The 22,298-nt window shown below is 36.8% G+C and carries 22 protein-coding genes; 4 read left to right on the top strand and 18 right to left on the bottom strand.

The genetic code is table 11. From position 1 onward, the window contains the following. Window positions 1-63: 63 nt before the first annotated feature. Entirely contained in the window at window positions 64-519 is a 456-nt protein-coding gene (locus CYK55_RS03125; protein WP_034688962.1) for an arginine repressor, read from the bottom strand. A 57-nt stretch (window positions 520-576) separates the two neighbouring features. Continuing rightward, window positions 577-1,227 (bottom strand): GyrI-like domain-containing protein, encoded by a 651-nt coding sequence (locus CYK55_RS03120; protein ID WP_034688964.1) that lies wholly within the window; start codon window positions 1,225-1,227, stop codon window positions 577-579. Between the two features lie 208 nt (window positions 1,228-1,435). Here CYK55_RS03120 and CYK55_RS03115 point away from each other — a divergent pair, with 208 nt between their 5' ends. After that, window positions 1,436-2,806, top strand: a complete 1,371-nt coding sequence (locus tag CYK55_RS03115) for an MFS transporter (RefSeq protein ID WP_034688966.1) — start codon at window positions 1,436-1,438, stop codon at window positions 2,804-2,806. A gap of 188 nt (window positions 2,807-2,994) precedes the next feature. Continuing rightward, on the top strand, window positions 2,995-4,101 hold the full coding sequence (locus tag CYK55_RS03110) for an NAD(P)/FAD-dependent oxidoreductase (protein WP_126133933.1): 1,107 nt from the start codon (window positions 2,995-2,997) through the stop codon (window positions 4,099-4,101). A 66-nt stretch (window positions 4,102-4,167) separates the two neighbouring features. On the opposite strand, the gene CYK55_RS03105 is transcribed toward CYK55_RS03110, so the two are convergent. The 6 genes from CYK55_RS03105 to CYK55_RS03080 all read right to left on the bottom strand — a co-directional run bounded on the left by CYK55_RS03105 (window position 4,168) and on the right by CYK55_RS03080 (window position 9,921). Next, window positions 4,168-4,776, bottom strand: coding sequence for a LysM peptidoglycan-binding domain-containing protein (locus CYK55_RS03105; RefSeq protein ID WP_023519180.1), 609 nt, complete (start codon window positions 4,774-4,776; stop codon window positions 4,168-4,170). 377 nt (window positions 4,777-5,153) lie between these two features. Beyond that, window positions 5,154-6,320, bottom strand: coding sequence for a tRNA epoxyqueuosine(34) reductase QueG (queG, locus tag CYK55_RS03100; protein WP_034688971.1), 1,167 nt, complete (start codon window positions 6,318-6,320; stop codon window positions 5,154-5,156). Between the two features lie 15 nt (window positions 6,321-6,335). Continuing rightward, a complete protein-coding gene (locus CYK55_RS03095) occupies window positions 6,336-7,082 on the bottom strand; it encodes a hypothetical protein (RefSeq protein WP_034688974.1) in 747 nt (248 codons plus the stop codon). Window positions 7,083-7,353: 271 nt separating this feature from the next. Beyond that, window positions 7,354-8,289 carry a metal ABC transporter substrate-binding protein gene (locus CYK55_RS03090; protein ID WP_126133932.1) on the bottom strand — a complete coding sequence of 312 codons (936 nt, stop codon included), beginning with the start codon at window positions 8,287-8,289 and terminating at the stop codon, window positions 7,354-7,356. Window positions 8,290-8,320: 31 nt separating this feature from the next. Further along, a complete protein-coding gene (locus CYK55_RS03085) occupies window positions 8,321-9,178 on the bottom strand; it encodes a metal ABC transporter permease (RefSeq protein ID WP_126133931.1) in 858 nt (285 codons plus the stop codon). Then, window positions 9,175-9,921 (bottom strand): metal ABC transporter ATP-binding protein, encoded by a 747-nt coding sequence (locus CYK55_RS03080; RefSeq protein WP_034688981.1) that lies wholly within the window; start codon window positions 9,919-9,921, stop codon window positions 9,175-9,177. Before CYK55_RS03080 ends, CYK55_RS03085 begins: the two co-directional genes overlap by 4 nt. 241 nt (window positions 9,922-10,162) lie before the next feature. Here CYK55_RS03080 and CYK55_RS03075 point away from each other — a divergent pair, with 241 nt between their 5' ends. After that, window positions 10,163-11,533 (top strand): amino acid permease, encoded by a 1,371-nt coding sequence (locus CYK55_RS03075; protein WP_034688983.1) that lies wholly within the window; start codon window positions 10,163-10,165, stop codon window positions 11,531-11,533. A 336-nt stretch (window positions 11,534-11,869) separates the two neighbouring features. Here the strand turns inward: CYK55_RS03075 and CYK55_RS03070 are convergent, their stop codons facing one another. From CYK55_RS03070 to CYK55_RS03025, 10 genes are all read right to left on the bottom strand, one after another. Next, on the bottom strand, window positions 11,870-12,691 hold the full coding sequence (locus CYK55_RS03070; protein ID WP_126133930.1) for a sensor histidine kinase: 822 nt from the start codon (window positions 12,689-12,691) through the stop codon (window positions 11,870-11,872). Then, on the bottom strand, window positions 12,660-13,232 hold the full coding sequence (locus tag CYK55_RS03065; protein WP_126133929.1) for a hypothetical protein: 573 nt from the start codon (window positions 13,230-13,232) through the stop codon (window positions 12,660-12,662). The genes CYK55_RS03070 and CYK55_RS03065 overlap by 32 nt, the downstream gene beginning before the upstream one ends. Next, entirely contained in the window at window positions 13,229-13,885 is a 657-nt protein-coding gene (locus CYK55_RS03060) for a response regulator transcription factor (protein ID WP_126133928.1), read from the bottom strand. Before CYK55_RS03060 ends, CYK55_RS03065 begins: the two co-directional genes overlap by 4 nt. 12 nt (window positions 13,886-13,897) lie before the next feature. Then, window positions 13,898-15,130, bottom strand: coding sequence for an ABC transporter permease (locus tag CYK55_RS03055; RefSeq protein ID WP_126133927.1), 1,233 nt, complete (start codon window positions 15,128-15,130; stop codon window positions 13,898-13,900). 6 nt (window positions 15,131-15,136) lie between these two features. Then, on the bottom strand, window positions 15,137-15,820 hold the full coding sequence (locus CYK55_RS03050) for an ABC transporter ATP-binding protein (protein ID WP_034690876.1): 684 nt from the start codon (window positions 15,818-15,820) through the stop codon (window positions 15,137-15,139). Further along, window positions 15,807-17,060 (bottom strand): efflux RND transporter periplasmic adaptor subunit, encoded by a 1,254-nt coding sequence (locus tag CYK55_RS03045; RefSeq protein ID WP_126133926.1) that lies wholly within the window; start codon window positions 17,058-17,060, stop codon window positions 15,807-15,809. Before CYK55_RS03045 ends, CYK55_RS03050 begins: the two co-directional genes overlap by 14 nt. Before the next feature lie 61 nt (window positions 17,061-17,121). Then, a complete protein-coding gene (locus CYK55_RS03040; RefSeq protein WP_126133925.1) occupies window positions 17,122-17,352 on the bottom strand; it encodes a hypothetical protein in 231 nt (76 codons plus the stop codon). Between the two features lie 223 nt (window positions 17,353-17,575). Continuing rightward, window positions 17,576-17,932, bottom strand: coding sequence for an MmcQ/YjbR family DNA-binding protein (locus CYK55_RS03035; protein ID WP_235186390.1), 357 nt, complete (start codon window positions 17,930-17,932; stop codon window positions 17,576-17,578). 136 nt (window positions 17,933-18,068) lie between these two features. Then, window positions 18,069-18,695 carry a pentapeptide repeat-containing protein gene (locus tag CYK55_RS03030; protein WP_126133924.1) on the bottom strand — a complete coding sequence of 209 codons (627 nt, stop codon included), beginning with the start codon at window positions 18,693-18,695 and terminating at the stop codon, window positions 18,069-18,071. Between the two features lie 533 nt (window positions 18,696-19,228). Continuing rightward, entirely contained in the window at window positions 19,229-19,612 is a 384-nt protein-coding gene (locus CYK55_RS03025) for a DUF7006 family protein (RefSeq protein WP_034690223.1), read from the bottom strand. Between the two features lie 1,001 nt (window positions 19,613-20,613). Here CYK55_RS03025 and CYK55_RS03020 point away from each other — a divergent pair. Further along, entirely contained in the window at window positions 20,614-22,101 is a 1,488-nt protein-coding gene (locus tag CYK55_RS03020) for a helix-turn-helix domain-containing protein (protein WP_034690224.1), read from the top strand. The last annotated feature ends 197 nt before the right edge of the window (window positions 22,102-22,298 follow it).

Below are 22,298 nucleotides of genomic sequence, written 5' to 3'. Positions count from 1 at the left end.
AGTAGGATTTACACAACGTCAATATGTTTAGCGCTTCCATTGATCATTAGACTAAAAGTGAGCCTATTCTCTCATTTGCTCTAATTTTTCAGCGAAAGTCTGGGCTTCTTCTTCTGTGCGACAAATGACTATGAACGTATCAACGCCGGCAATCGTTGCAGCTACTTCTGGATAATCCACTTCATCTAACCAGTTTGTTACCACATCCGCACCATCTTTTTCGGTTAAGACAACGATCATGAATTGAATCCGTTGAATTCGTAATACTTCTCGTTTGACCGCACTTCGCAAGCGATCTTCCATCAAAGAATCCGCTTGTTTATTGAACAACGCATAGCGTATTTGTTTATTCTCATCTTGGATTTTCACAAGTTTCAACTCACGTATATCTCGTGAGATCGTTGCTTGCGTTGCATTGACCCCGTTCAGTTGCAAATGATTCAATAATTCCTCTTGCGTACCGATCGCATGTTCCGTGATCAATTGGCGAATCAATGATTGTCGTTGATTTTTTTTCATACAAAAAACACCTCTTCGTATCTATTATAGCAAAAAAACAGGGAGTCTTTCTTTCTTTTAGTTAATATCTGACACTTCGAATGATTTGTCTTGTTCAACAGTTACTCGCAAAATCGTCTTTAATTTTTCTGGCGCCGTCCTTCTGGGATCACTCAGATAGATTTCTTTATGCTCCTTCGAAGTTCGGCGATAGCCTTTTTCTTTGAGAAATAAAGCCAGCTTTTCAAATGTTTCTGGTTCATCGTCGTAGGAACCAATGTGTAAGATCTGCGCTACAAGGCCTTCTTCGATCGTCTTAAAAACGAGCTGACTCGCGAGATCTTCTGGAATTTTGGTTTTGGCTCGCACTAACGCCTCTGCAGCAACTTGAGGAGTCACAAAATCCGGTTGCTTGATCATCAACTGATAAGAAAAATGCTCTTTTAACATCAATGGTTCATTCAAAAATTTTTCTTGCAGTCCCCACTGACCTTCTAAAGGATACACAGTATAAGGTGAGTAATCAGGAACTAGCCAATCATTTTTAGGTGCCATTCGGATCGTATAGCTAACAGCATATAAACTACTTACACGACGCTTAAATTCTTCTCCATTTGGATCACCTATTCCGTTGATACAAAAAAATTTTTGAGCAGGAAGTGTGATCAATTGCGGTTTCTTTGACATACGATAACTAGGGTCGGTTTTTCTCCATTCGATTTTTTCCATAGGCCCTCCTTGTTTTCTTCTTCACTACTATCATAACTCTTTTACATTGGATTGGCTAATCTGGTTGACACTATTTTTAGACTTATGCTAGAATAAGCCGAACGATAAATCGTACAGATAACACGCCTAGCGTGTCGAGAGAGAGGCGGTTTCTATTTTCGAATAGAAATCTCTCTCTTTTTTTACGAATAAATTAGAGGTGAAAAACATGCAAAAACAAAAACAACTACAGTTAGTGCCGGCCGTACTTGCTACTGGGATCATGTCATTTTCAGGCGTTTTGATCGAAACCGCAATGAACGTGACCTTCCCAACACTGATTCAGGAATTTCAAATCAGTACCTCCCAAGTACAATGGGTAACAACCATTTACTTATTAATGATTGCGATCATTGTGCCACTTTCAACTTATCTGACCAAAAACTTTAGTCTGAGAACCCTTTTCTTGTGTTCCAATTTACTATTTATTGCTGGGTTGTTGGTCGATTACTTTTCCCCTACCTTCTTGTTACTGCTTTTAGGGCGGGTACTCCAAGGTGCTGCGACAGGGATAGCCTTGCCATTGATGTTTCACATCATCTTGACTTTTGCTCCTCTGGGAAAAAGAGGAACGATGATGGGCCTTGGTACTTTGACAACCGCCATTGCCCCCGCGATTGGTCCTACGTATGGTGGGATTTTGACTGCTAATTTCTCATGGAGTCATATTTTTCTCTTTCTATTGCCAGTATTACTCCTTTCACTTGGGATTGGCTTATACGCAATTCCTAAATTTAAAGTTGAAAAAAGTGGCCGCTTAGATTTGCCCAGCGTCCTTGGTGTTAGTCTGATGTTCAGTGGAAGCTTAACTTTTCTAAGCATGTTTAGAGACTGGGTTGGCTGGGTATCCTTAATCATCGCCATTTTAGGATTTATTCTTTTCTATCAACGAACAAAAAAAGCCGATCATCCTTTGATCCGACTTGAAATTTTTAAAAATCATACGTTCTGCTTATTCTTATTTAGCTTTTTAGTTTATCAATTTTTATTACTTGGTGTTTCTTTTGTCCTACCGAACTTCGTCCAAATCGTCCAAGGAAACAATGCCTTTGTCGCTGGTCTAGCTATGCTACCAGGTGCAGCCATTGGTGCCCTCTTATCTCCTTTTTCTGGAAAGTTACTCGACCAACATGGACCTAAAAAGCCAATCTTTATTGGTCTCTTATTTTCACTTATCGGGTGGACCGTCCTTGTGCTTATTTTAGGTCACGCATCATTAGTTTTTTTGATTGCCTGTCATTTCTTCTATATGATCGGTATTGGTTTGTCTTATAGCAATATGATGACTACTGGAATGAATGCTTTATCGATGGAATTACAAGGTGATGGTAACGCTGTATTCAATACGTTACAACAATTTTCCGGAGCTGTCGCTACTACGCTAGTCGCTGTGATCATCAACTTTTTCCAAGACCATCGTTCAGATAGTTATGAAGCAGCAACAACGTTAGGATCAAAAGTTGCTTTAAGCGTCCTACTTGGCTTGTTGCTCATTAGTTTGATCCTATTTATCCGCCATATGGTGCAAAAGCCTAAGTAAATACAAAATTAATATATAAGGAGGTGTGGGAGAATGAAGCTCACTCCTCCTTGTTTTTTGTCTCTAATTTGATCAATAATCAGTTTTGTCCATACATTTGTTCATATGAAATAGAAAAAAATCCTTGGATAAAATATTGTATCTCTAATGGTTCTATGAGATGGTAGATAAGTAAAGGAGGTTTTTCTATGGAAAAAATTGCTATTATCGGTGGTGGCATCATCGGTATGACATTAGCCAACTATTTAGACACCTCTAAATTTGAGGTGTCCTTATTTGATGCAAAAGAAGGACAAGCCACTCGCGCTAGTGCAGGCATCATCTCGCCTTGGCTTTCAAAAAGACGAAATAAACAGTGGTATCAGTTAGCAAAAGATGGTGCGGCTTTTTTCCCAAAACTAATCCAGGATCTATCACTTGATGATTCCATCTATAAACAATCCGGTACACTGATCTTTCGCCAAAAAGAAGCGTTGGAAGATCTTGCTGCAGTGGCCGAAGAACGAAAGAAAGACGCACCTGAAATCGGCAATATTTCGCTGTTAAGGGCTGAAGAGACAGCCACGACTCTTCCATTGTTAAAATCAACACCTGCTTTATTTGTAAGTGGAGGGGGACGTTTAGACGGCCATGCCTACCTATCTCATCTGGCCACACGATTGGAGAAACAAACGGTCAAAGTAATCTCTGAACGTGTCCAGTTACGCAAAGAATCTGCACAATGGATCGTCTCTGGTGCTTTTGGACATCTTAGCTTTGACCGAGTCATATTAGCGCCTGGCCCTTCATTGAAGCCATTACTGGAGCAGGTTGGCTTTCATGCCGATATTCGTCCACAAAAAGGACAGTTGATCGTTTTTCAAACACCTTATGTAAACAGTCAAGAATGGCCTGTCGCCATGTTGGAAGGGGAAGCCGATTTTATCCCATTCAAAGATGGAACTATATTGGTAGGCGCAACCCATGAAAATGATGGAGGCTGGGATTTGACTCCTACTGAATCTGCTTATCTGCAATTGATAAAAAGTACAGTGCCATTTTTAGCTGAACCCGATCAGCTTGCTACATGGAAACACACCATGCGAGTAGGTACTCGTGCGTACACATCCGATTTTGCGCCGTTCTTTGCCCCTGTCCCAGGGGAACCAAGCTTGATTGCCGCAAGCGGCTTAGGCTCCTCTGGTTTGACTACCGGCCCTTATATCGGCTATTTGATTGCAGAGTATATCAATACAGGGATTTGGCGAGGTGATCATTATCAAAAACCGATCGATACGTATCTTTCACGATTGTAAATGAAGAGAAAAAAAGAGGCCTACTTGCGTAGCCCTCTTTTTTGACATCATAAATTGATGGTTATCTTAGTACCAACCGTTTGCTAACCAGAATGCTTTTGCAGCATCCCATGAACCATAGCGTCCAGCAACGTATTCTTCTACAACACGTTCTTGGTTCGCTGGTGAGTAGTCACCGTTCAAATATGCTGAATCTAATTGGTAGCGTCCGATGTAGCGTCCGTTTGTTGCAGTGTAAGAACCACCTGATTCTTTTTGTGCAATCCATTCTTTCGCAGAGTTGCTGTTTGTTGTTACAGTAGTTGTAGCTGGTGCTACTTCAACTGTTTCAACAGGCGCAACATATGTATATTCTTGCGCTGGTGTTTCTGTTACTACAGGAGTTTCTACTTTTTCAGTTGTTGGTGCTACTTCTGTTGTTTTTACTGATGAAGCGTCAGTTGGAATTGTTAATTCTTCACCAACGAAAATGCGGTTGATATCGTCAATCGAATTTTGCTCTGCAATAGCCTTTATCAGTGAATTGTCACCTGCAAATTTTTGTGAGATTTTAGATAATGAATCTCCAGCTTTTACTGTATAGACTTCATCTGCATGAGCAGTAGTCCCTACAAACATTGCAGTTGCTCCAGCGGCAACAGTTGTCCCCAAAACGATCTTTTTAATTGAATTCATAGTAAGCTCCTTTTTTTCTCTTTGATTTGTTTCAACGTCACTAACTTTATCATCTAGAAATATTTCATAGGTGAAGGAATTATGACATTTAATGACAAAATCGTCACATTTTTAATATTTGTAATATTTGATTTTCCGAAAAACTAGGACTAAAGTCGTAGAATCTTTATAAATCAACGTCGAAATCGTTTTCTAACTCTTCCGCAGATACTTTTGAAAAACTTATGTTCTGTAATATTCAGAATAATTTTTTTTCAATTTATGGTATTTATCTGCGAAATTCTTTTCGTTTTTCCAATAATTAATATAATAAACACAAAAAAACCAGTAATTGTTACAACAATTACTGGGAAAAATGACGTGTTTGAGTAAAAAATTCATTTTTTAGAACTTTTTTTCTTTTGTAACAATTGGATTGCTTGGTTCATTTCATGGATTGCTTCTTCTTCTGTTTCTTTTTCTAGTGCGCAACTTAATACCTCTTGCCATTTTTTAGGATCTTTGATTCCTAACTTACCGATTGCCCACGCTGCTGTCCCGCGAATCACTGGACGGACATCACTTAGACACTCTTCAATATGAGGCAAAGCAGCACGTTCTCCTAAATTGGCTAAGGCAATCAGCGCATTTCGTTGAAGAGGTTTCCTGCCACGCCATGAACCAGCCAAATGACCGTATTGCTGTTTAAATTCTTTATTAGAGATCGTTAACATGGGGGTGAGTTTCGGATAGACTTCGTCTACTTTTGGCTCCATTTCTGGATGAAAGTGAAAATCTTTCCCTCTATTATAAGGACATACCAACTGACAGATATCACAACCATAAATGACGTTGCTCATCTTTTTTCGATACTCCTCTGGCATCATGCCTTTCGTCTGCGTTTGATAAGACAAACAGCGTTTAGCGTTCATTCGACCATCACCTAAAAGCGCATCCGTTGGGCAAGCCGTCACACAACGCGTACATTCGCCACACCCAAAGACACCAGGAGCATCTGGTTCTAGGTCGATATTGGTCACGATCTCACCTAAATAGACAAACGAGCCAAATTCCTCTGTGATCAATAATCCGTTTCGACCGATAAACCCTAAACCAGCACGTTGCGCCACAGCTACGTCGATCAACTCACCTGTATCGACTTGCGGCGCCAAGCGCCATTCTTCTTCCTTTTGCCAATGTGTCGCTCGTGACTCAATAAATGAAATCAATTGTTGCAGACGATCCCGTAAGACATCATGATAGTCGATGCCCCAAGAAGCACGAGCAAACTGTCCACGCTTTTCATCTCTAGGCATCTTTTCATGGATCTTTGTAGGATACGCTAAAGCAATTGCAATGATTGATTTTGGTCGATCAAACGTCATCTCCGGATATAAACGTTCATCGATATTAGGGTGTTCAAATCCAGAAGTATGTCCAGCAGCTTTTTGTTCTACCAACGATTCTTTCAAATGATCAAATGGCTCTGCTGTAGTAAACCCGATTTTATCAATCCCGATTCGCTTACTTTCTTGAATGATTTCTTCCTTTAATGTTAGTACCATCATTACCACCCTCGATCAGACACGACTATATAATCCGTAATATAATCGTTCTTTTTTCAATTGAACGAATTGGATCTGCTGATCTGGGATTTTTCTTTCTTCCATCCAACGATGTCTAGCCGCAAAAACTTCCCAGAAATTCACAGATACCCATTTTCGACGTTGGTCTAATGCATTGAAAAAGTTCAGCGAAACAGGTTTTGTGTGAAGTAGTTCATGTAAACGGAGTTGTTCTCTTGGTGAGAACCCAGATAGATCCCGTGAATAAACAACATCTTCGTATAGATTTTTTTGTTGCCCATAAGTGAACGTTTGTGGAATTTCTCCTGGACGAGCAATTTCTACTAAACGATTATAATACGTATTCATAAGTTTGCTATTTGCGATAAATGCACTCTTAAAAAATGCGGATTGGATTTTTGGAATCACACCCTCTGTCCCTATCAAAGAAAACAATGCAGGCCATGCTTGAACCTTTAGTTCATTCTCTTGTTTGACTAATACGCCAGGAGTAAAACCGACGGATGAAAGAAAGACAAAGTAGCCAATGCCTGTTTCTTCATCTAATGGCTGAAAATCATCAAATAACCATTTCCCAGGGTATTCCTCTGTTTCCAATTCTTCTGGGCTTGCTATGAACGCTTTCGCCATTTCTGCTTCAAGAAATAAGAGATCTTGATCTTTCTCTTTATTTTCTAGTTGGTTGATTTTTTTTGTTATTTCTTTTGCAATCAATTGTTTGTCTTTGCTAGTAAAATTCATAGCTTCACCTTCCTTTCCTTTCTTTTAACTATAACGGAATTTCACTAAAATTGGTATCTTTAAAACAATAAACGAACGAATTTTTATTTGTATAAAGTACGGAGGCATTAGTCCTCACGTCTCCAAAAACGGAGCAAACGGAAGGAATCTCTTCAAAAAAAAAGCGCTATCCACAAAAATTTAAAGAACAATTTTCGTGGATGACGCCTTATTTATCGAGGCTACACACTTTTGCCTCTTTTATTAGATTGTTAGCTCGATCGATTAGTGATTATTTCTTTTCTTGAGATAGACCATCGTGGATCGTTTCGATGTTCCATTTCATCATTCCATAATAAGAATCACCAGTTTCTCCTTCTTTTGCAATAGAATCAGTGAATAGCTCATCATAGATTTCAAGACCTGTTTCACTTGCGACACGTTCCATACTTCTCGGATCAACACTTGTTTCCACAAATAAAACTGGAACATCCGAAGCACGAACTTGGCTAATGATCGATTGCATTTGTTCAGGTGTACCTTGGCTTTCTGTGTTGATTTCCCAAATATACCCTGCTGGTAAATCGTATGCTTGTGAGAAGTATCTAAAAGCCCCTTCACTTGTTACTAATAGTTTTTTATTGTCTGGAATCGATCCAAAACTCTCTTTCGCTTGTTTATCTAATTCTTTCAATTTTCCGATATATGCATCTGCATTTTCTTCATATTGCGTAGCATGGTCTGGGTCTTTTTCAGCAAAGATGCGTGTGATTTCTTGTACATATTTGATTCCGTTTGAAAGATCCAACCACGCATGCGGATCTGCTTCTGTCTCTGATTCTCCACCAGTCAAATAAAGTGGTTCAACTTTTTTACTTACTGCAAAATAGTCTTCATCTTCTTTTTTATTTGCCGTATCCATCAAGTTTTCAAACCAAGCATCTCCTGTTTCCAAGTTTAGCCCATTGTACAAGATGACATCAGCATCACTTGCTTTTTTGATATCTTCTGGCAATACCTCGTATTCATGTGGGTCAGTTCCAACAGGGACGATACTATGAACATCGACATGTTCTTTTCCAACTTCTTTTGCCATGTCGGCGATAATCGAATTTGTTGCTACGACTGTCAGGTTTTCTTCTTTCTCTTCTGCTGCGGAACTGCCACAACCTGCAAAAATAAATAAGACAGCTCCCATTAACCATAAGATATTCAGTTTATTTTTCATGTACATACTCCATTTCTATTCGTTAGATTTTTTACGACTCGGCATTTTTTTTCGTTCTGTTTCTTGAAAAAATAATCCCTTTAGTCGGTGAAAATAAAAAGGCCAACGTAAAGAATACTGCACTGGTCAACACGATGGTCGCCCCAGATGGCCAATTATAACTATAACTATAAAACACACCGATGATCGCACTTAATACGCCGACTGTTGCCGAAATAAAAATCATTTTTGCCAATCGATCGGTCAATAGGTATGCAGTTGCTGCTGGTGTGATCAACATCGAGATGACCAAAATCGTTCCTACTGTCTGTAAACTCACGACGGCAACCAGTGTTAAGAAGAACATCAACAAATAGTGAACAAGTGTCGTATTCAACCCATAAGCTTTTGCCATCATCGGATCAAAAGAAGTGATTTTCAGTTCTTTATAAAAAATAAATACAAACAATAATACGATCCCACTCACTATGGCAGTCATCAACATATCACTTTCCCTAACTGCTAAAACATTCCCAAATAAGATATGGTACAGATTGGTTGCACTTTGAGCAAAAGAAATCAAGATGACGCCTAATGCAAAGAACGAACTAAAAACGATCCCAATAGCTGTATCATTTTTCAAACGGCTACGCTGTGTGACAAATCCGATTATTCCAGCTGTCAACATCCCAAATGCAGTAGCTCCTAGAATGTAACTAAAACCAAACATATACGAAATCGCGACACCAGGAAGTACCGCGTGAGAAATCGCATCCCCCATCAAAGACATCCCTCTCAAAATAATAAAAGAGCCAATCACCCCTGAAGCCAATCCAACTAACATAGATGTAATCAATGCATATTGTAGAAATTGATAATCCATTAACCCCTCAATAAACGATTGAATCATTTTTCCATTACCCCTTTAACTAATTGCCCAATGATCTCCCCATAAGCCAACTGTAGATTTTCTGAAGTAAATACTTCGTCAACTGATCCAGCTGCAATCAATTCTTTATTCAATAAAATTACTTCATCAAAATAGGCTTCGACTTTGTGCAGATCATGATGGACGATCACAATAGTTTTCCCTTCATTTTTCAGTTCATCCAAAATAGCAAAGATTTTTCTTTCACTGACCGCATCGATCCCAACAAATGGTTCATCTAAAAAAATCCATTCTGCGCCTTGAGCCAAGGCTCTGGCAATAAATATCCGCTGTAATTGTCCGCCAGATAATTCACTGATTTGTCGATTTTCATAATCTATCATGTCCACTTTCGCTAAGGCTTGCTTTGCTCGTTCCTTTTCTTTTTTCCCAGGACGTTGCCCCAAGCGCAAGGATGGATAGGTTCCTAACAAAACTACTCCTAATACATCGATCGGAAAAGAAAGATCCAGCTCACTACGCTGTTCGACATAGGCAATTTTTTTGCGAATCGTTTTTATGGAGCGACCATCGAAAGTGATTTCACCGGAAATTTTAGGAACTAATTCTAATAAAGCTTTCATAAAAGTAGATTTCCCAGCGCCATTCGGTCCAATGATCCCTGTAAATTTTTGTGCTTGGATAACTGTTGATACATGATTTAATACTGTCTTTCCTTGATACGCAACCGTCAAATCTTTAACGGATATTTCATTTTTAGACACCTCTTACCACTCCTTTTCGGTGTACCTAACTTTTTATTCAAACTTAGTTTAACTAATATCAAAATCATTTACAAGTGTTATACCTAATTTTTTTGATTTTTTAGATTTTTCTCGCAAATTTCGAAAATTTTCTGTAAAATCACAATCAAGAGCTATAAAGTAATGGGCGTTATTTTGTTTGCTAGTTATAGAATAAACTTATTTTTTACTTTATCACTCAACTTAAAAAAGGAGTTTTTGTATGGAAGAAGAAAAATTAACTCGTAGTCTCAGTGCACGTCACATTCAAATGATTGCGCTAGGCGGAACGATCGGTGTCGGTCTGTTCATGGGTGCTTCATCCACTATCCGTTGGACAGGACCTTCTGTAATGGTTGCTTATGCTGTAGCAGGCTTCTTTTTGTACCTGATCATGCGTGCCTTGGGCGAGATGTTGTATTTAGATCCTTCTACCGGTTCTTTCGCTAACTATGCAAGTGAATACATCCATCCCGTTGCAGGTTATTTGACGGCTTGGAGCAATATTTTTCAGTTTATCGTGGTCGGTATCAGTGAAGTAATTGCTGTAGGGGAATATATGAACTATTGGTGGCCAGACTTGCCCCAGATCATTCCAGGAATCGTTGTGATCCTTTTCTTGATGTTCGCCAACCTTTTTTCTGTCAAAGCATTCGGTGAATTAGAATTTTGGTTTTCCACTATTAAAGTAGTGACAATTATTTTGATGATCATCGCCGGTTTAGGCATCATTTTATTCGGATTTGGTAACCATGGAGAAGCAATCGGGATTTCAAACTTATGGAAAAATGGTGGTTTCTTTACAGGTGGCGTGAAAGGTTTCTTTTTTGCCCTATCAATCGTTGTTGCCTCTTACCAAGGAATCGAGTTGATCGGGATGACTGCAGGTGAAGCGAAAGATCCACAAAAAACGATTGTAGACGCTGTCCAATCAACAATCGGGCGGATCTTGATTTTTTATATTGGGGCGATCTTCATCATTGTCAGCATCTATCCTTGGAATCAATTAAGCGAACTAGGATCACCGTTTGTTCAAACTTTTTCCAAAATCGGGATCACGTTTGCAGCTGGTTTGATCAATTTTGTTGTCATCACTGCTGCTTTATCTGGTTGTAATTCCGGTATTTTCAGCGCCAGTCGTATGGTTTACACATTGGCAATCAACGGCAAAATGTCTAAAAAGTTTTTGAAACTTACACGTCATGGGGTTCCCTTTTATCCAGTGGTAGCCATCTCGTTTGGTATTCTGATTGGCTTGCTTTTGAACTATCTATTGCCATTAGTCTACTCCCAAACACAGGATTTATTTGTTTTTGTCTATAGTTCCAGTATCTTACCCGGAATGATTCCTTGGATCGTGATTTTGATCAGTCAAATCAAATTTAGAAAGACACATCATCAAGAAATGACGTCACATCCGTTCAAAATGCCTTTTTCTCCTTATACTAATTATCTGTCATTAGCCTTTTTGGCAGTCGTATTGGTCTTTATGTTCATCAATCCTGAAACAAGGATCTCTTTGATGATCGGTTTCGTTTTCTTGGTCTATATGACGGTTTACTATTTTGTACGTGAAAGAAAAATCAAGGAATAGTATAAGAAACTATCCAAAAAGAAGTCAGGACTGCGCGAACGTAGTCCTGACTTCTTTAATCTATCACAACCTGATTGCACAACTGCTACTTACCAGGGACTAAATTTTCTACAAGAGTTTCTAGTACGTTGTGAGTTTTTTGATCATTTTGTTCTTACTATTTAGTGGTATGGTATGGTGTGGTTTTGTACATTCCAGTTGAGTGTGTAAAAATAAAAAATCAAAGTCCCTGGCAAATAGCAGTTGTGCAATTTGGCTATTAGCTTCGCTACCACCACAAAAATATCAAATTAATTTTATGATAATTGACCATTTAGCCTTTAACGATACCATCGATCAATTTAGGCGTCTTCCACTAAAAATGACAGAAAAGCACATCCTGGAATTAGCAGTTGACTTGAATGAATACTCCCAGCCATATTTTTCAAAAAGTTGTTGTACGATAAACAATCCTAAACCAGAACCTCCAGTATCTCGACTTCTGCTAAAATCCGGTCGATAAAAAGGTTGGAAAATCTTACTTAATTCCTCCTCCGTAAGTATCTGATTCACTTCATTTTCAATCACTAATTGTTTACCATCAAAAAACAGACTGATTTCTCCCTCATGCTTCGTATATTTGAAGGCATTACTTAGTAGATTATCTAAAATTTTATCAATATCATTTTTATTACCGATGATTTTCTCTCCTTTTAGATGGACGACTAGTTTTTTCTGTTCTGCTTCAGCCAATATTCGGAAAGAAGTTAATTTATGTTCGATCATTTCTTTGATTGAGACTTCTTCATAGACCACATTATCTGAAGGCAAATTGTTTCTTGAGGCAAAGAGGATATTATTGATCATTTCTGTTTGTTCTTGCAAAATATTTTTACAAACTTCTAAATATCGCTCTCTGTCTTTAAATTTTCCAACATTATAGATCATGCCATCAATCAACCCCATCAATGAAGCAACAGGTGTTTTCAATTCATGAGAAGCGATTTGCATAAACTCTGACTTTGCTTGTTCCAATTCTTTCGTTTTAGCTACTTCAAGCTCTAACACGTCAATTGTTTGGATCAAAGAAACATAGAGATGGTTGATATCTTGCGCTAAAAGTGAGATTTCATCCGTACCTTTGACATCACAACGAATATCCGCATCTAATTCGATCATTTTTTCTGTTACTTTGGATATCTCTTTGATTTTTTTGTCGAATAAATACTATAATAGTAAGCGCCGATCCCCCAATGATTAGTGAGACGATGATGATAAATGGATATAAATGAAGTAACACTTGACTTGCTTCTGCGACTGGTTGCATCGAATAATTACCTAATAAATAATAAGTGTGACCTTCTTTGTCAGTAATTTCTTGAAAAAGGCTCATTTCATCAGAAAAAATGCTTATTTCTAAATAATCAAGATTCTCATCAAAGAAGGGACCCATGACTAGACCATTGTTATTAAGCAATATGACATCAAGATTTTGTTCTCTTCCACTTTCAAGCCAGTATTGATCAACCACCTTTTGCATGGTAGCTAAATCTTTGTTTTCTATACTCTTTGCCACTTGATTGAATTCCTTATTTATTTCGTTCAGCTTCATTCGTTCATAGTAGATAGGCATCGTAAAATATAAGACAATCAACGAAAGAATCGAAACTAGAAAAATGATGATCCCAGAAAAGAGAAAATTTTTCAGCATGATGCTCATGGGGTGTCCTCAAGCTGGTAGCCTCTATTTTTGATTGTTTTTATTGATAAAAGTGGCATTTTTTTTCGGATATTTTTTATATGGTTATCTAATATTCGATTTTCCAAATGATATTCATACGACCAAACTTGATACACTAATTGTTCTCGCGTGATGATTTTCCCTTTGTTTCTTATTAGAATCACTAAAATATCATACTCTTTTCTTGTTAAATGGATTCCTTCCTCTTGATGTTTGACAAGACCACCATCTAAATCAATGGCGTACTCCCCGATAGTGATGTGGGGATTTCCTTGATTCAGCCGAAACACATTTTCAATCCGTTTGATCAAAATAAGTGGGGAAAAAGGTTTGACGACATAGTCACTGATCAAATGGGAAAAACTGAGCAACTGCGTATATTCATCATCCAAAGCAGTCAACATGATGATCGGTACATCCGACGTTTCCCGAATTTTCTTTAAAACATCTGTCCCCCTTATTCCAGGCAACATAATGTCCAATAGGATCAAATCAAATGTTTGCTCAGCAAAAACTTCCAATGCTTGTTCGCCACTCCTTACTGAATAAACTTCATATTTACGCTCTTTTAAAAATTCCGTCACGATTTGATTGATCATATATTCATCTTCAACCACTAAAATTCTTTCCATATCACTCTCTCCTTATTCAAAGCGTAATGCCTCAATAGGGTTTAATTTGGATGCTTTCATCGCTGGTAATAAGCCAAATATCACACCCATTAGGGAACAAAAAACTAAGCTAACGATAATAGACAGTACAGACACAATATAAGGATAATCAAGCGACTGTGTGATAACATAGCCACTTAGTAAGCCTATAAGTATCCCCAGTATCCCACCAATCAATGTCAAGACTACCGCTTCTACTAAAAATTGTTTTAAAATAATTTTTCTTCTTGCGCCGAGTGCTTTCTTTATCCCGATTTCTTTCGTTCTTTCCGTGACAGAGACTAACATGATATTCATCACACCGATCCCCCCTACTAATAACGAGATACTTGCTATACCGGACAAGAGAATAAAACTTGACTGGTTCATTCGTTCCAATTCTCTGGCAAAGTCTTTCAGATTCATTACCCCATATTCATAATCGGATGGTGGGATCTGTTGATTAAGAATCTCTGCTGCTTTTTCTGCAGCGCCTTGTAATTGATCGGTATTATTTGTTTGGATCGTGACAAGTGGCACAATATCTAACTCATCAGATAGTTTATGTGCTTGCTGTAAAGGAACATAAGCTCTTTTCTCAAAGCTAAATAGATTACTACTATTGGGATCTAACTGAAATACACCTTGAACTTTGAATGGCACGCCATTCACTTCGACAAACTGTCCGATCCCTTCTTCATTGGGAAATAATTCGTCATACAAGGAATCTTGCAGAAAAATGGCTTGTTGTTGCTCCTTGAAGGCTTGAGAAGCAAAACCTTCCCCTTTGATGAAGTTTAATTGCTCCAAATCCTCAACAGAAGAAGTGACAGCAGAAACTTTGGCGTCAGCCCCTTTTGCTTTCCTATAGATTTTCCCATCTTTTTGATATAACAAGCCACTTGCTAAGACCTCTGGTATCTCATTAATTTTATTTAATATATCTTCACGTAAAAACGGAAGGTATAACGGTTTTTTTTCTTCCTTTTCTGATAGGCCTCCCCCTAATAGGTTTCCACTTTGGAATGAACTTTTTTTATCGTATTGGATGTTCATCGTATTATTGTTACCACCAATCATTTCTCGTTTCATTTTTTCGGTGTTTCCACCGATGATGCTGAAAATCGAAATAATTGCAGCAATCCCAATGATGACACCTAACATAGTCAATACTGAACGCATCTTATGAGCAAAAATCGATTGTAAGGCAAATCTGATTTCTTCCATTCTTGATCACCTCACTTCATTTTGTTCATCACTGATTATTTGACCATCTCGTAAAGTGATCGTGCGCTGACATAACGCTGCGATTTCTGGCTCATGGGTAATTAGAATAATCGTTTTCCCTGCTTGATGGAATTCCTTAAAGAGATCCATGATTTGACTACTAGTTTTTGTATCAAGGGCTCCTGTTGGCTCATCACCCAAAACAAAACTAGGATTAGTCACTAAAGCTCTCGCAATTGCGACACGTTGCTTTTGTCCTCCTGATAATTCCATCGGTTTGAAGTCACTTCGATCCTCTAACCCTACAAGTTGCAACATAGCCAAGGCACGCTTACGCCGCTCTTTTTTATTGACTTTTTTATACGTTAATGGCATTTCCACATTTTGCGAAACGGTTAATTTTGGCATGAGATTGAAATTCTGGAAAACAAAGCCGATTTTTGCATTACGGAAATCAGCTAATGAATTGTCCGCTAACGTTTTGACATCCGTTCCTTCAACGATATAATCCCCTGATGTAGCTGTATCCAGACAACCAATGATATTCATCAACGTCGACTTTCCTGACCCCGATGGCCCCATGATTGCGACCAGTTCTCCTTCATTGATTTGCAAAGAGATATCTTTAAGGACTTTTAGTTCTTTCCCGCCTTGCCAATATGACTTCTGAATGTTGTTAAGCGTCAACACTTGCACCAACCTCCATTCCCTCGACCATTCCTGTTTGAGGCAAAGCAAGTTGATCTTCAACAGTCAATCCTTCAACTATCTCTGCAAGTTCATCATCCATCAGATTCACCTTGACTTCATGCTCTTTGATCCGATTATTTTCGACTTTCCATACATAATATTTTTCATCTTTTTCCATGAGGTATCTTTGATTGATGATCACTTTTCCTGGCACAAAACCTTGAGGTAAAACATTGACATACACATTGGAACCAATCAGTGGCATTTCTTCTTTTGGATCAATCTTAACTTTGTAAGGAAACTTAGATAAATTAGGGTTCTCTTCTTTTTGATCGCCTTGTTTTGCATCACTTGTTAAATTTGCCACCTGCACAATGGTTCCTTGCCAAGTGTTCTCTTGGTCTTTACGATCCTTGATCTCTACTCGCTGATCGACAGCGACTTTTTCACGATCAAATTCGGTGACTTGACCATCCACGTACAAGTTCGAATCATCAAGGATCTCCATAAAGTTTTCTTCTTTTTGACGTTCTTTTGATTGATTGACTAAGTCACGATTCAATGATTTGATTCTTCCTGAGTGATCAGCTGTCACTGTGTCTTCATTCAGTCGTTCTTTTTCGTTTTGATGAAGTAACTGTGCCCTTCTTAACTCTGTTTCGGCATTCTTCACTTCATTGTCGCCAGCAATAGCGTCGGCATGGAGACCGGTAATTTCTCCTTCTAATGCTTTGATCGTACTTTGTAACTCTTCGGATTTTTCTTTCGCATAATCCTGTTTTGTTTTGCCAAGCTCTGCTACTTTTTGGTTATGTGCTGTCCATTTTTGATTTGCAGTCACTCGTGCTTGTTCTACTGCTCTCACTTTGATTTCTACGTCCATTTCAGCTTCCACAACTTTTCTCTGTTGATCTGTTTGGTATGTAAACAAAGGTTGCCCTTTTTCTACGACATCGCCTTCATTTACCAGAATATCTTTTACTGTTCCTCGTTCTGGATCAATTTTGATTTTGTTGCTATTATTTGGCATGACTTTTCCTGCTAAAATCAAATTCGCCGCTTTCACCTCATCAATGAGGGATTTAACAGACCGGGCTTCAATATTTGTTCCTATATTTTCTTCTTTTGTTTTCCCACTAGAAACAACTATACTGATTGCACCAACTACTAGTAAAACAGTGATGACTGCTACTAAAAAATACCATTTTCGGTTGAATTTTTTTATTTTTTTAGGCTTCATGTACCTACTCCTTCATTCAGATCAGTCATTAGAAAAGCGCTTATATAATTCTATCCAAAGCTCATTCCTCTTCTTTTTCCGACACTTCTTCATCAAACATTTGAACGACCGTTCCATCATCCATAACTAGTTCCGTTCCTTCCTTTCCATCAATAGTCACTTTTCGTTCACTTTTCACCTTTGGCATCTCTGATTCACTTGTATCTTTGGTCTCTGAACTGCATGCTGATAAAAGACCGATAGAACATACTAATACCAGATAACCTTTATACTTTGTTCCTTCTTTCATCATAAAAAACCATCCTCTTCCATTTGTTTTAGTTATGTTTCTCTTGTTATATTTACTATCATACATAACAAACCTATTCTCTTTCTAAAGCTAATCTGTTTTTTGTGTAATTTTTTTGGTAAATTTTTTTGAACAAAAAGATAACGCTTAAATTCCACACACAAAAAAAACAATCCAAGTGATCGTTGGATTGTTTTGATGAAAGTGAAATCTTCCACTATTATTTTTAATACTCATTCGTTAAATCATAACTCTCTTTCAGTAGATAAAAGAGTTGTTTTTCTGCGACTGCGCCATTCAAAGCGACACTTATCCAATGGTTTTTATTCATATGATAAGCAGGATAATAGCCTTTACTCTTTTTCAGGATGGAGATGATTTCTGGATCTGCTTTGACATTGACGAGGGGGAATTGACCTTCACCTTCTATGCCTAATTTGTCTTTTTCAACAGATACGATCAAACCAAACCATTTACCTGTCGATTGATGTCGGAACACGATATAATCTGGAAATTTTCCAAACGGATGATCCATTTGGACATCTTTCAGAGTAGTAGCAAAATTGATGAGTTTATCTGTCAAATCTATAGGTAAGTTCTCCTTTCTACCAATAAACTAAATTTAGTGCTCATGAAACAATTCAACTATTCTCTAGATTGATTTTAGAATTTATTCGATCAAATTTACTAACTTCTTAACATTGTTAGTGCTGTTTTATCTACTCAATCACCAATCCCATCCCCGCCGAAATAATGATTGCTTGTTCTTGATTAACGATCAGTCCGCGAAGTAATTCCATAGATAGATTGATTTGAGAAAATGTATTTGTTGTAAAATCTAAATCTTTCAGTGGCGTATTGACCCAATTAGAGCCTGAAAGGTCATTGTTTTCTACTACTAGATCTTTCCAATAACTATCGAAAAAATCAGTATTTTTCAATTGATTGTCGCTAAACCTGACGAACTTCATATTCGTGTAGCTAAAAGAAGACAGGTTTGCCACACATTCTTCAAAGACACAGTCTCTTAAAAAGCTGTCAGAAAAATTGGTTCCGGTCAATTTGCATTGCTTGAAATGTACACGATGAAAGCTTGCGCCAAACCATTCTAAATTTGAGAAATCACACTTCTCAAAAACGACATTGCTACATTCAAACCGCTCCAAACGAGATTTTTGCATCGCTAATTTTTTGATATGGCTATTCTTCAATACGATATTGCGAGAACTAAGATAACTCTGATCTTCCCCTTCAGATAAAATACCTGAAAAGGTTGTTTCATCCTCTAAATAAAAGTTTCCCTCAAGCAATTCGGGCAGCTCTGGAGAAGCAATTTTCTTTACCATACATTCAACTCCATTCTATCTGTTTGCTTCATTATCCTTATCATAACAGAATAAAGAAAAAACAACGTGATTTATTTCATAGATAAACTTGCTTTTATTTGTATCTCCTGATGAACGATTTAGCTTTGATCCCTATAGGAATTTGACAATGAAACAGCTTTCACCGTACACTATAGTTAACTAGTATTTTATTTTTTAAATAGGATATGTATCTTTCAGGAGGCTTTTATTTTGACTAATTATCATTCCAAACCATTCACATTCCTACGCTTGGCGTTATACACCCTTTGTAGTTTAAATTTATACTACCAATTCATCACAAATTCGATCTTTACTTGGGCCCTTTATTTGCTTGCAATAGGATTTGTTGCTTATGACGTGTATGATATGATCAAGTCACGGAAATAATCTCTTAATTTTTATAGGTATATGAGGTCGAGATAGAGATAACTTCTCTTGTCCCGACCTTTGTTTTTTTACCTGCGACTCGTTCGTTGAATTTTTTCTACCTTAATGAGAGCAATCAAGCTCCCTCAAGATTCACTAAGATAAATCAACTGCCAAGGTACTGAGTGGTTCATGTCAAGGCCGGTTAATTCTCTGTAAAAACATTTTTTATCTTTGGCGATCATCGAAATGATTTCTGATTCTGCCATCCCTAATTCTTCACCTAAACTTTGATTGGTACTTTTAATCAATTCTAATAGGATTTGTAGCTGTGCATCTATATCTAATAATGTAGCTAGTTTCAGAAAAAAAATTGCATCTGTTTGGTGATAAGTCAGTAGGAACTTTGTCCTTAAATGAAGATAAAATTCAAAAATTTCTGGATTCTTACTAATAAAAGAATGATTGATGACTTTCTGATCATAATAGCCCAAGTATTCTTCAGGTGTTTCAATTTTTTTCGTTTCCATTCGCTTCCTCCTTTAAATCATTAATTACTAAAAAACTAGCATTAGCACCTCTTTTAGGAGTAAGTTGTCATACAACTACTAAATTTAATCACGCTTACATTTTCTCCTTAATAAAATAATACTCACAAAAATATATTTTTTTCTTCACAGATTATTTTTATTTTTACTAATTAATGATAGTAACAGATTTTATGCTTTTGTGTCTTGCATAATGACATTTAGCATAGAGAGCATCTTACTATATCAAAATCAAGTTCTCTTGCTATCTAAAATTTCTTTGTGCTAAATTATTCTAAAGACACTTCCCTTCCGATGTGAAACAAATTATTCTGACCAACAGTACTTCTAATTTTATCTTCTTTATGCCATTTTATAGTATTCAAATGATACTTCAATTGAATAATTTCATAGTTTTCTGAAATTTGTAGATTGTTCTCATTAAGTTATTTTAATATAGTTATTAGGTAATATTAATTATCAAGCTAGTAGCCATTTTTTTACCTTAAGCGATTGTCAAAAAATGAAAAGGTGACTATCCAAGAATGAAGGATACGACTAACTCGTTTATCGCTTAAACATCTATAGCCACCTAAAAAATGATCATAGAGATAAAACCAGCTATCCTTTGATACGAAATCAAATCAACAAAAATAATAAACTTTTCACTTAAAGTAACATATCTATTCCTTAATTTTATCTCAATGAACATCCCCGACTTTGATATTGGTATTACTCACATATTCAACTGTGTAAGAAACATAGACTTGCCTATGTTTCTACCTAAATGATCATAACGATGAAAACAGTCTGTTAATTTCCTTTCTTCTTTTATTAAAATGTACATCTAAAGATATTCTAACTTTTTGAATTTCTATCTCAACTGTTAATGAATAAGAAATTAGAAAATTGCAAAAATATATTTTTTAACTTTCGCTATGAATACATGCCTGTGCTCCATTTTCTATTCCTTAGAAAGATTTAGATAGGAGGTAAAAGTTCTATTGAAAAATTTTCAATTAAATTTTATAACAGATAAGGTAAAATTACGTTGGTTCCAGATTTTGAAGGAGTTAGAGTCTACTAGAATCTGTACGACAGCCCAATTGATTGGAATGACAAACAGTACTGCCCGAACATTAGTCAATGACATCAATTACTTAAGAGAATATTTTGATAACGTTGCAGAGATCCACTCTTCGAAACAGGGGTATTCGTTAAATATCCATTCTTCGGAAAACTACTTAGAAAAAAAAAGAGCGATTCTTGAAGATGAGCCACTCTTTATTATTCTTGAACAGATTTTTTTCAACGAACTCCAGTCTATTTATGATTGGGCAGATTATTTTCATATCTCTGAAAGCACGATGATTGCGTATGTTAAAAGAATTGCGGAACAAGTAAAAGAATTCAACATCACACTTGAGCTAAATCCCGTCAATTTGATTGGCTCAGAAACCGATATACGAAATTTCTATTTTTCTTTCTATTACGAATCAGATATTACACCACATACAGTTTTTCCATCAATTGCCACACAAGAAGTAGTGCTTAAAATTGTTGACTTATTGGAATATCCTAATCAAAAAATATCTTCATTTGGGTATTTTAGTTATTTATTATACCTTTCCATTGAACGGATATTTTGTGGTTGTATGGTAGAACTCGATCCTGAATTAAAAGATATTGTCCTCAATGATCCAGAGTTCCATCGACTTTCACCCGCATACTCAATTGTGAAAGATTATTTTAATATTGACCTAGCACAAGAAGAAGCTATTTTTATTTTTATTTCTGTTCTATGTCGTAGAGGTATCGATAATCCAAAACAGGAAAAATATTTTTGTGAAAGGTATAATCGATGGCCTCAAATAATAGCGCTTACAAATGAATATTATCAAACGATCAAGAGAAATACTCACACACAAGTACAAGAGCTTATCTTATTAGAATCTTTTTTTACGTCCATCAAACTTCGCAGTCTACTGTCTAAAAGTGGAAATAGAAATATCCAAGATACAAATGAATATGCTAAAACCTTATTTAACAATGAATATAAAAAAAATAGAACTTTTTTAAAAAATAATCCCTCCTTCGATTATTTATTCTCTGCTGATCATCTGGAAGATATCTGTGCTAGTTTAACGATATTCACGGAGTCAATCAAAGAAAAATATCGGAAAAATCCTACGAAGATCGCATTTATTTTTGAAGGAAATGAGTATATCAGCCAACATCTTGAAACCTTAGTTCGAAAATATTTGGGGAGCTTTCAAAATATCTACTTTCTTCGTCCAAATGAACTTTGCGCCTCTTATATTGAAAATCATGAGATTGATCTCTTAGTCACCAATTACAATGAATACTTGACATTTTCTTCGTTAGGTCTGGAATGTCTGCTATTAAAAACAGTGCCTGATGCCTCAGATTGGAAAAAATTACTAAATAAAATTGATCCGCAATTATTGCAAAAATTTAGAACTGAACACTAATGATCCAAATTTATTCATTCTTTGCCTGCAACACAGCGTAGTGTAGAACCATAGATGAGGGGACATAAAAAAATCGGTTCAGCTATCCTTTCATTGCATTTATATTTATAGTCAGTATTTATCCTCTCTTATATCAAAGAAGAATCCAATTGATCCTAATATCCGATCAATTGAATTCTTTTTTAAGTTTCTTCATT

This window comes from Enterococcus mundtii (genome assembly GCF_003957375.1).
GTDB lineage: Bacteria > Bacillota > Bacilli > Lactobacillales > Enterococcaceae > Enterococcus_B > Enterococcus_B spodopteracolus.
Note: the sequence above shows the minus strand (reverse complement) of the source record. Positions and strands in the feature narration are given on the sequence as shown.

Excerpts from the sequence above, each read along its gene's own strand:
- CYK55_RS03125 (WP_034688962.1), bottom strand. The coding sequence starts at position 519 with ATGAAAAAAAATCAACGACAATCATTGATTCGCCAATTGATCACGGAA.
- CYK55_RS03120 (WP_034688964.1), bottom strand. The coding sequence starts at position 1,227 with ATGGAAAAAATCGAATGGAGAAAAACCGACCCTAGTTATCGTATGTCA.
- CYK55_RS03115 (WP_034688966.1), top strand. The coding sequence starts at position 1,436 with ATGCAAAAACAAAAACAACTACAGTTAGTGCCGGCCGTACTTGCTACT.
- CYK55_RS03110 (WP_126133933.1), top strand. The coding sequence starts at position 2,995 with ATGGAAAAAATTGCTATTATCGGTGGTGGCATCATCGGTATGACATTA.
- CYK55_RS03105 (WP_023519180.1), bottom strand. The coding sequence starts at position 4,776 with ATGAATTCAATTAAAAAGATCGTTTTGGGGACAACTGTTGCCGCTGGA.
- queG (WP_034688971.1), bottom strand. The coding sequence starts at position 6,320 with ATGGTACTAACATTAAAGGAAGAAATCATTCAAGAAAGTAAGCGAATC.
- CYK55_RS03095 (WP_034688974.1), bottom strand. The coding sequence starts at position 7,082 with ATGAATTTTACTAGCAAAGACAAACAATTGATTGCAAAAGAAATAACA.
- CYK55_RS03090 (WP_126133932.1), bottom strand. The coding sequence starts at position 8,289 with ATGAAAAATAAACTGAATATCTTATGGTTAATGGGAGCTGTCTTATTT.
- CYK55_RS03085 (WP_126133931.1), bottom strand. The coding sequence starts at position 9,178 with ATGATTCAATCGTTTATTGAGGGGTTAATGGATTATCAATTTCTACAA.
- CYK55_RS03075 (WP_034688983.1), top strand. The coding sequence starts at position 10,163 with ATGGAAGAAGAAAAATTAACTCGTAGTCTCAGTGCACGTCACATTCAA.
- CYK55_RS03070 (WP_126133930.1), bottom strand. The coding sequence starts at position 12,691 with ATGATCGAATTAGATGCGGATATTCGTTGTGATGTCAAAGGTACGGAT.
- CYK55_RS03065 (WP_126133929.1), bottom strand. The coding sequence starts at position 13,232 with ATGAGCATCATGCTGAAAAATTTTCTCTTTTCTGGGATCATCATTTTT.
- CYK55_RS03060 (WP_126133928.1), bottom strand. The coding sequence starts at position 13,885 with ATGGAAAGAATTTTAGTGGTTGAAGATGAATATATGATCAATCAAATC.
- CYK55_RS03055 (WP_126133927.1), bottom strand. The coding sequence starts at position 15,130 with ATGGAAGAAATCAGATTTGCCTTACAATCGATTTTTGCTCATAAGATG.
- CYK55_RS03045 (WP_126133926.1), bottom strand. The coding sequence starts at position 17,060 with ATGAAGCCTAAAAAAATAAAAAAATTCAACCGAAAATGGTATTTTTTA.
- CYK55_RS03040 (WP_126133925.1), bottom strand. The coding sequence starts at position 17,352 with ATGATGAAAGAAGGAACAAAGTATAAAGGTTATCTGGTATTAGTATGT.
- CYK55_RS03030 (WP_126133924.1), bottom strand. The coding sequence starts at position 18,695 with ATGGTAAAGAAAATTGCTTCTCCAGAGCTGCCCGAATTGCTTGAGGGA.
- CYK55_RS03025 (WP_034690223.1), bottom strand. The coding sequence starts at position 19,612 with ATGGAAACGAAAAAAATTGAAACACCTGAAGAATACTTGGGCTATTAT.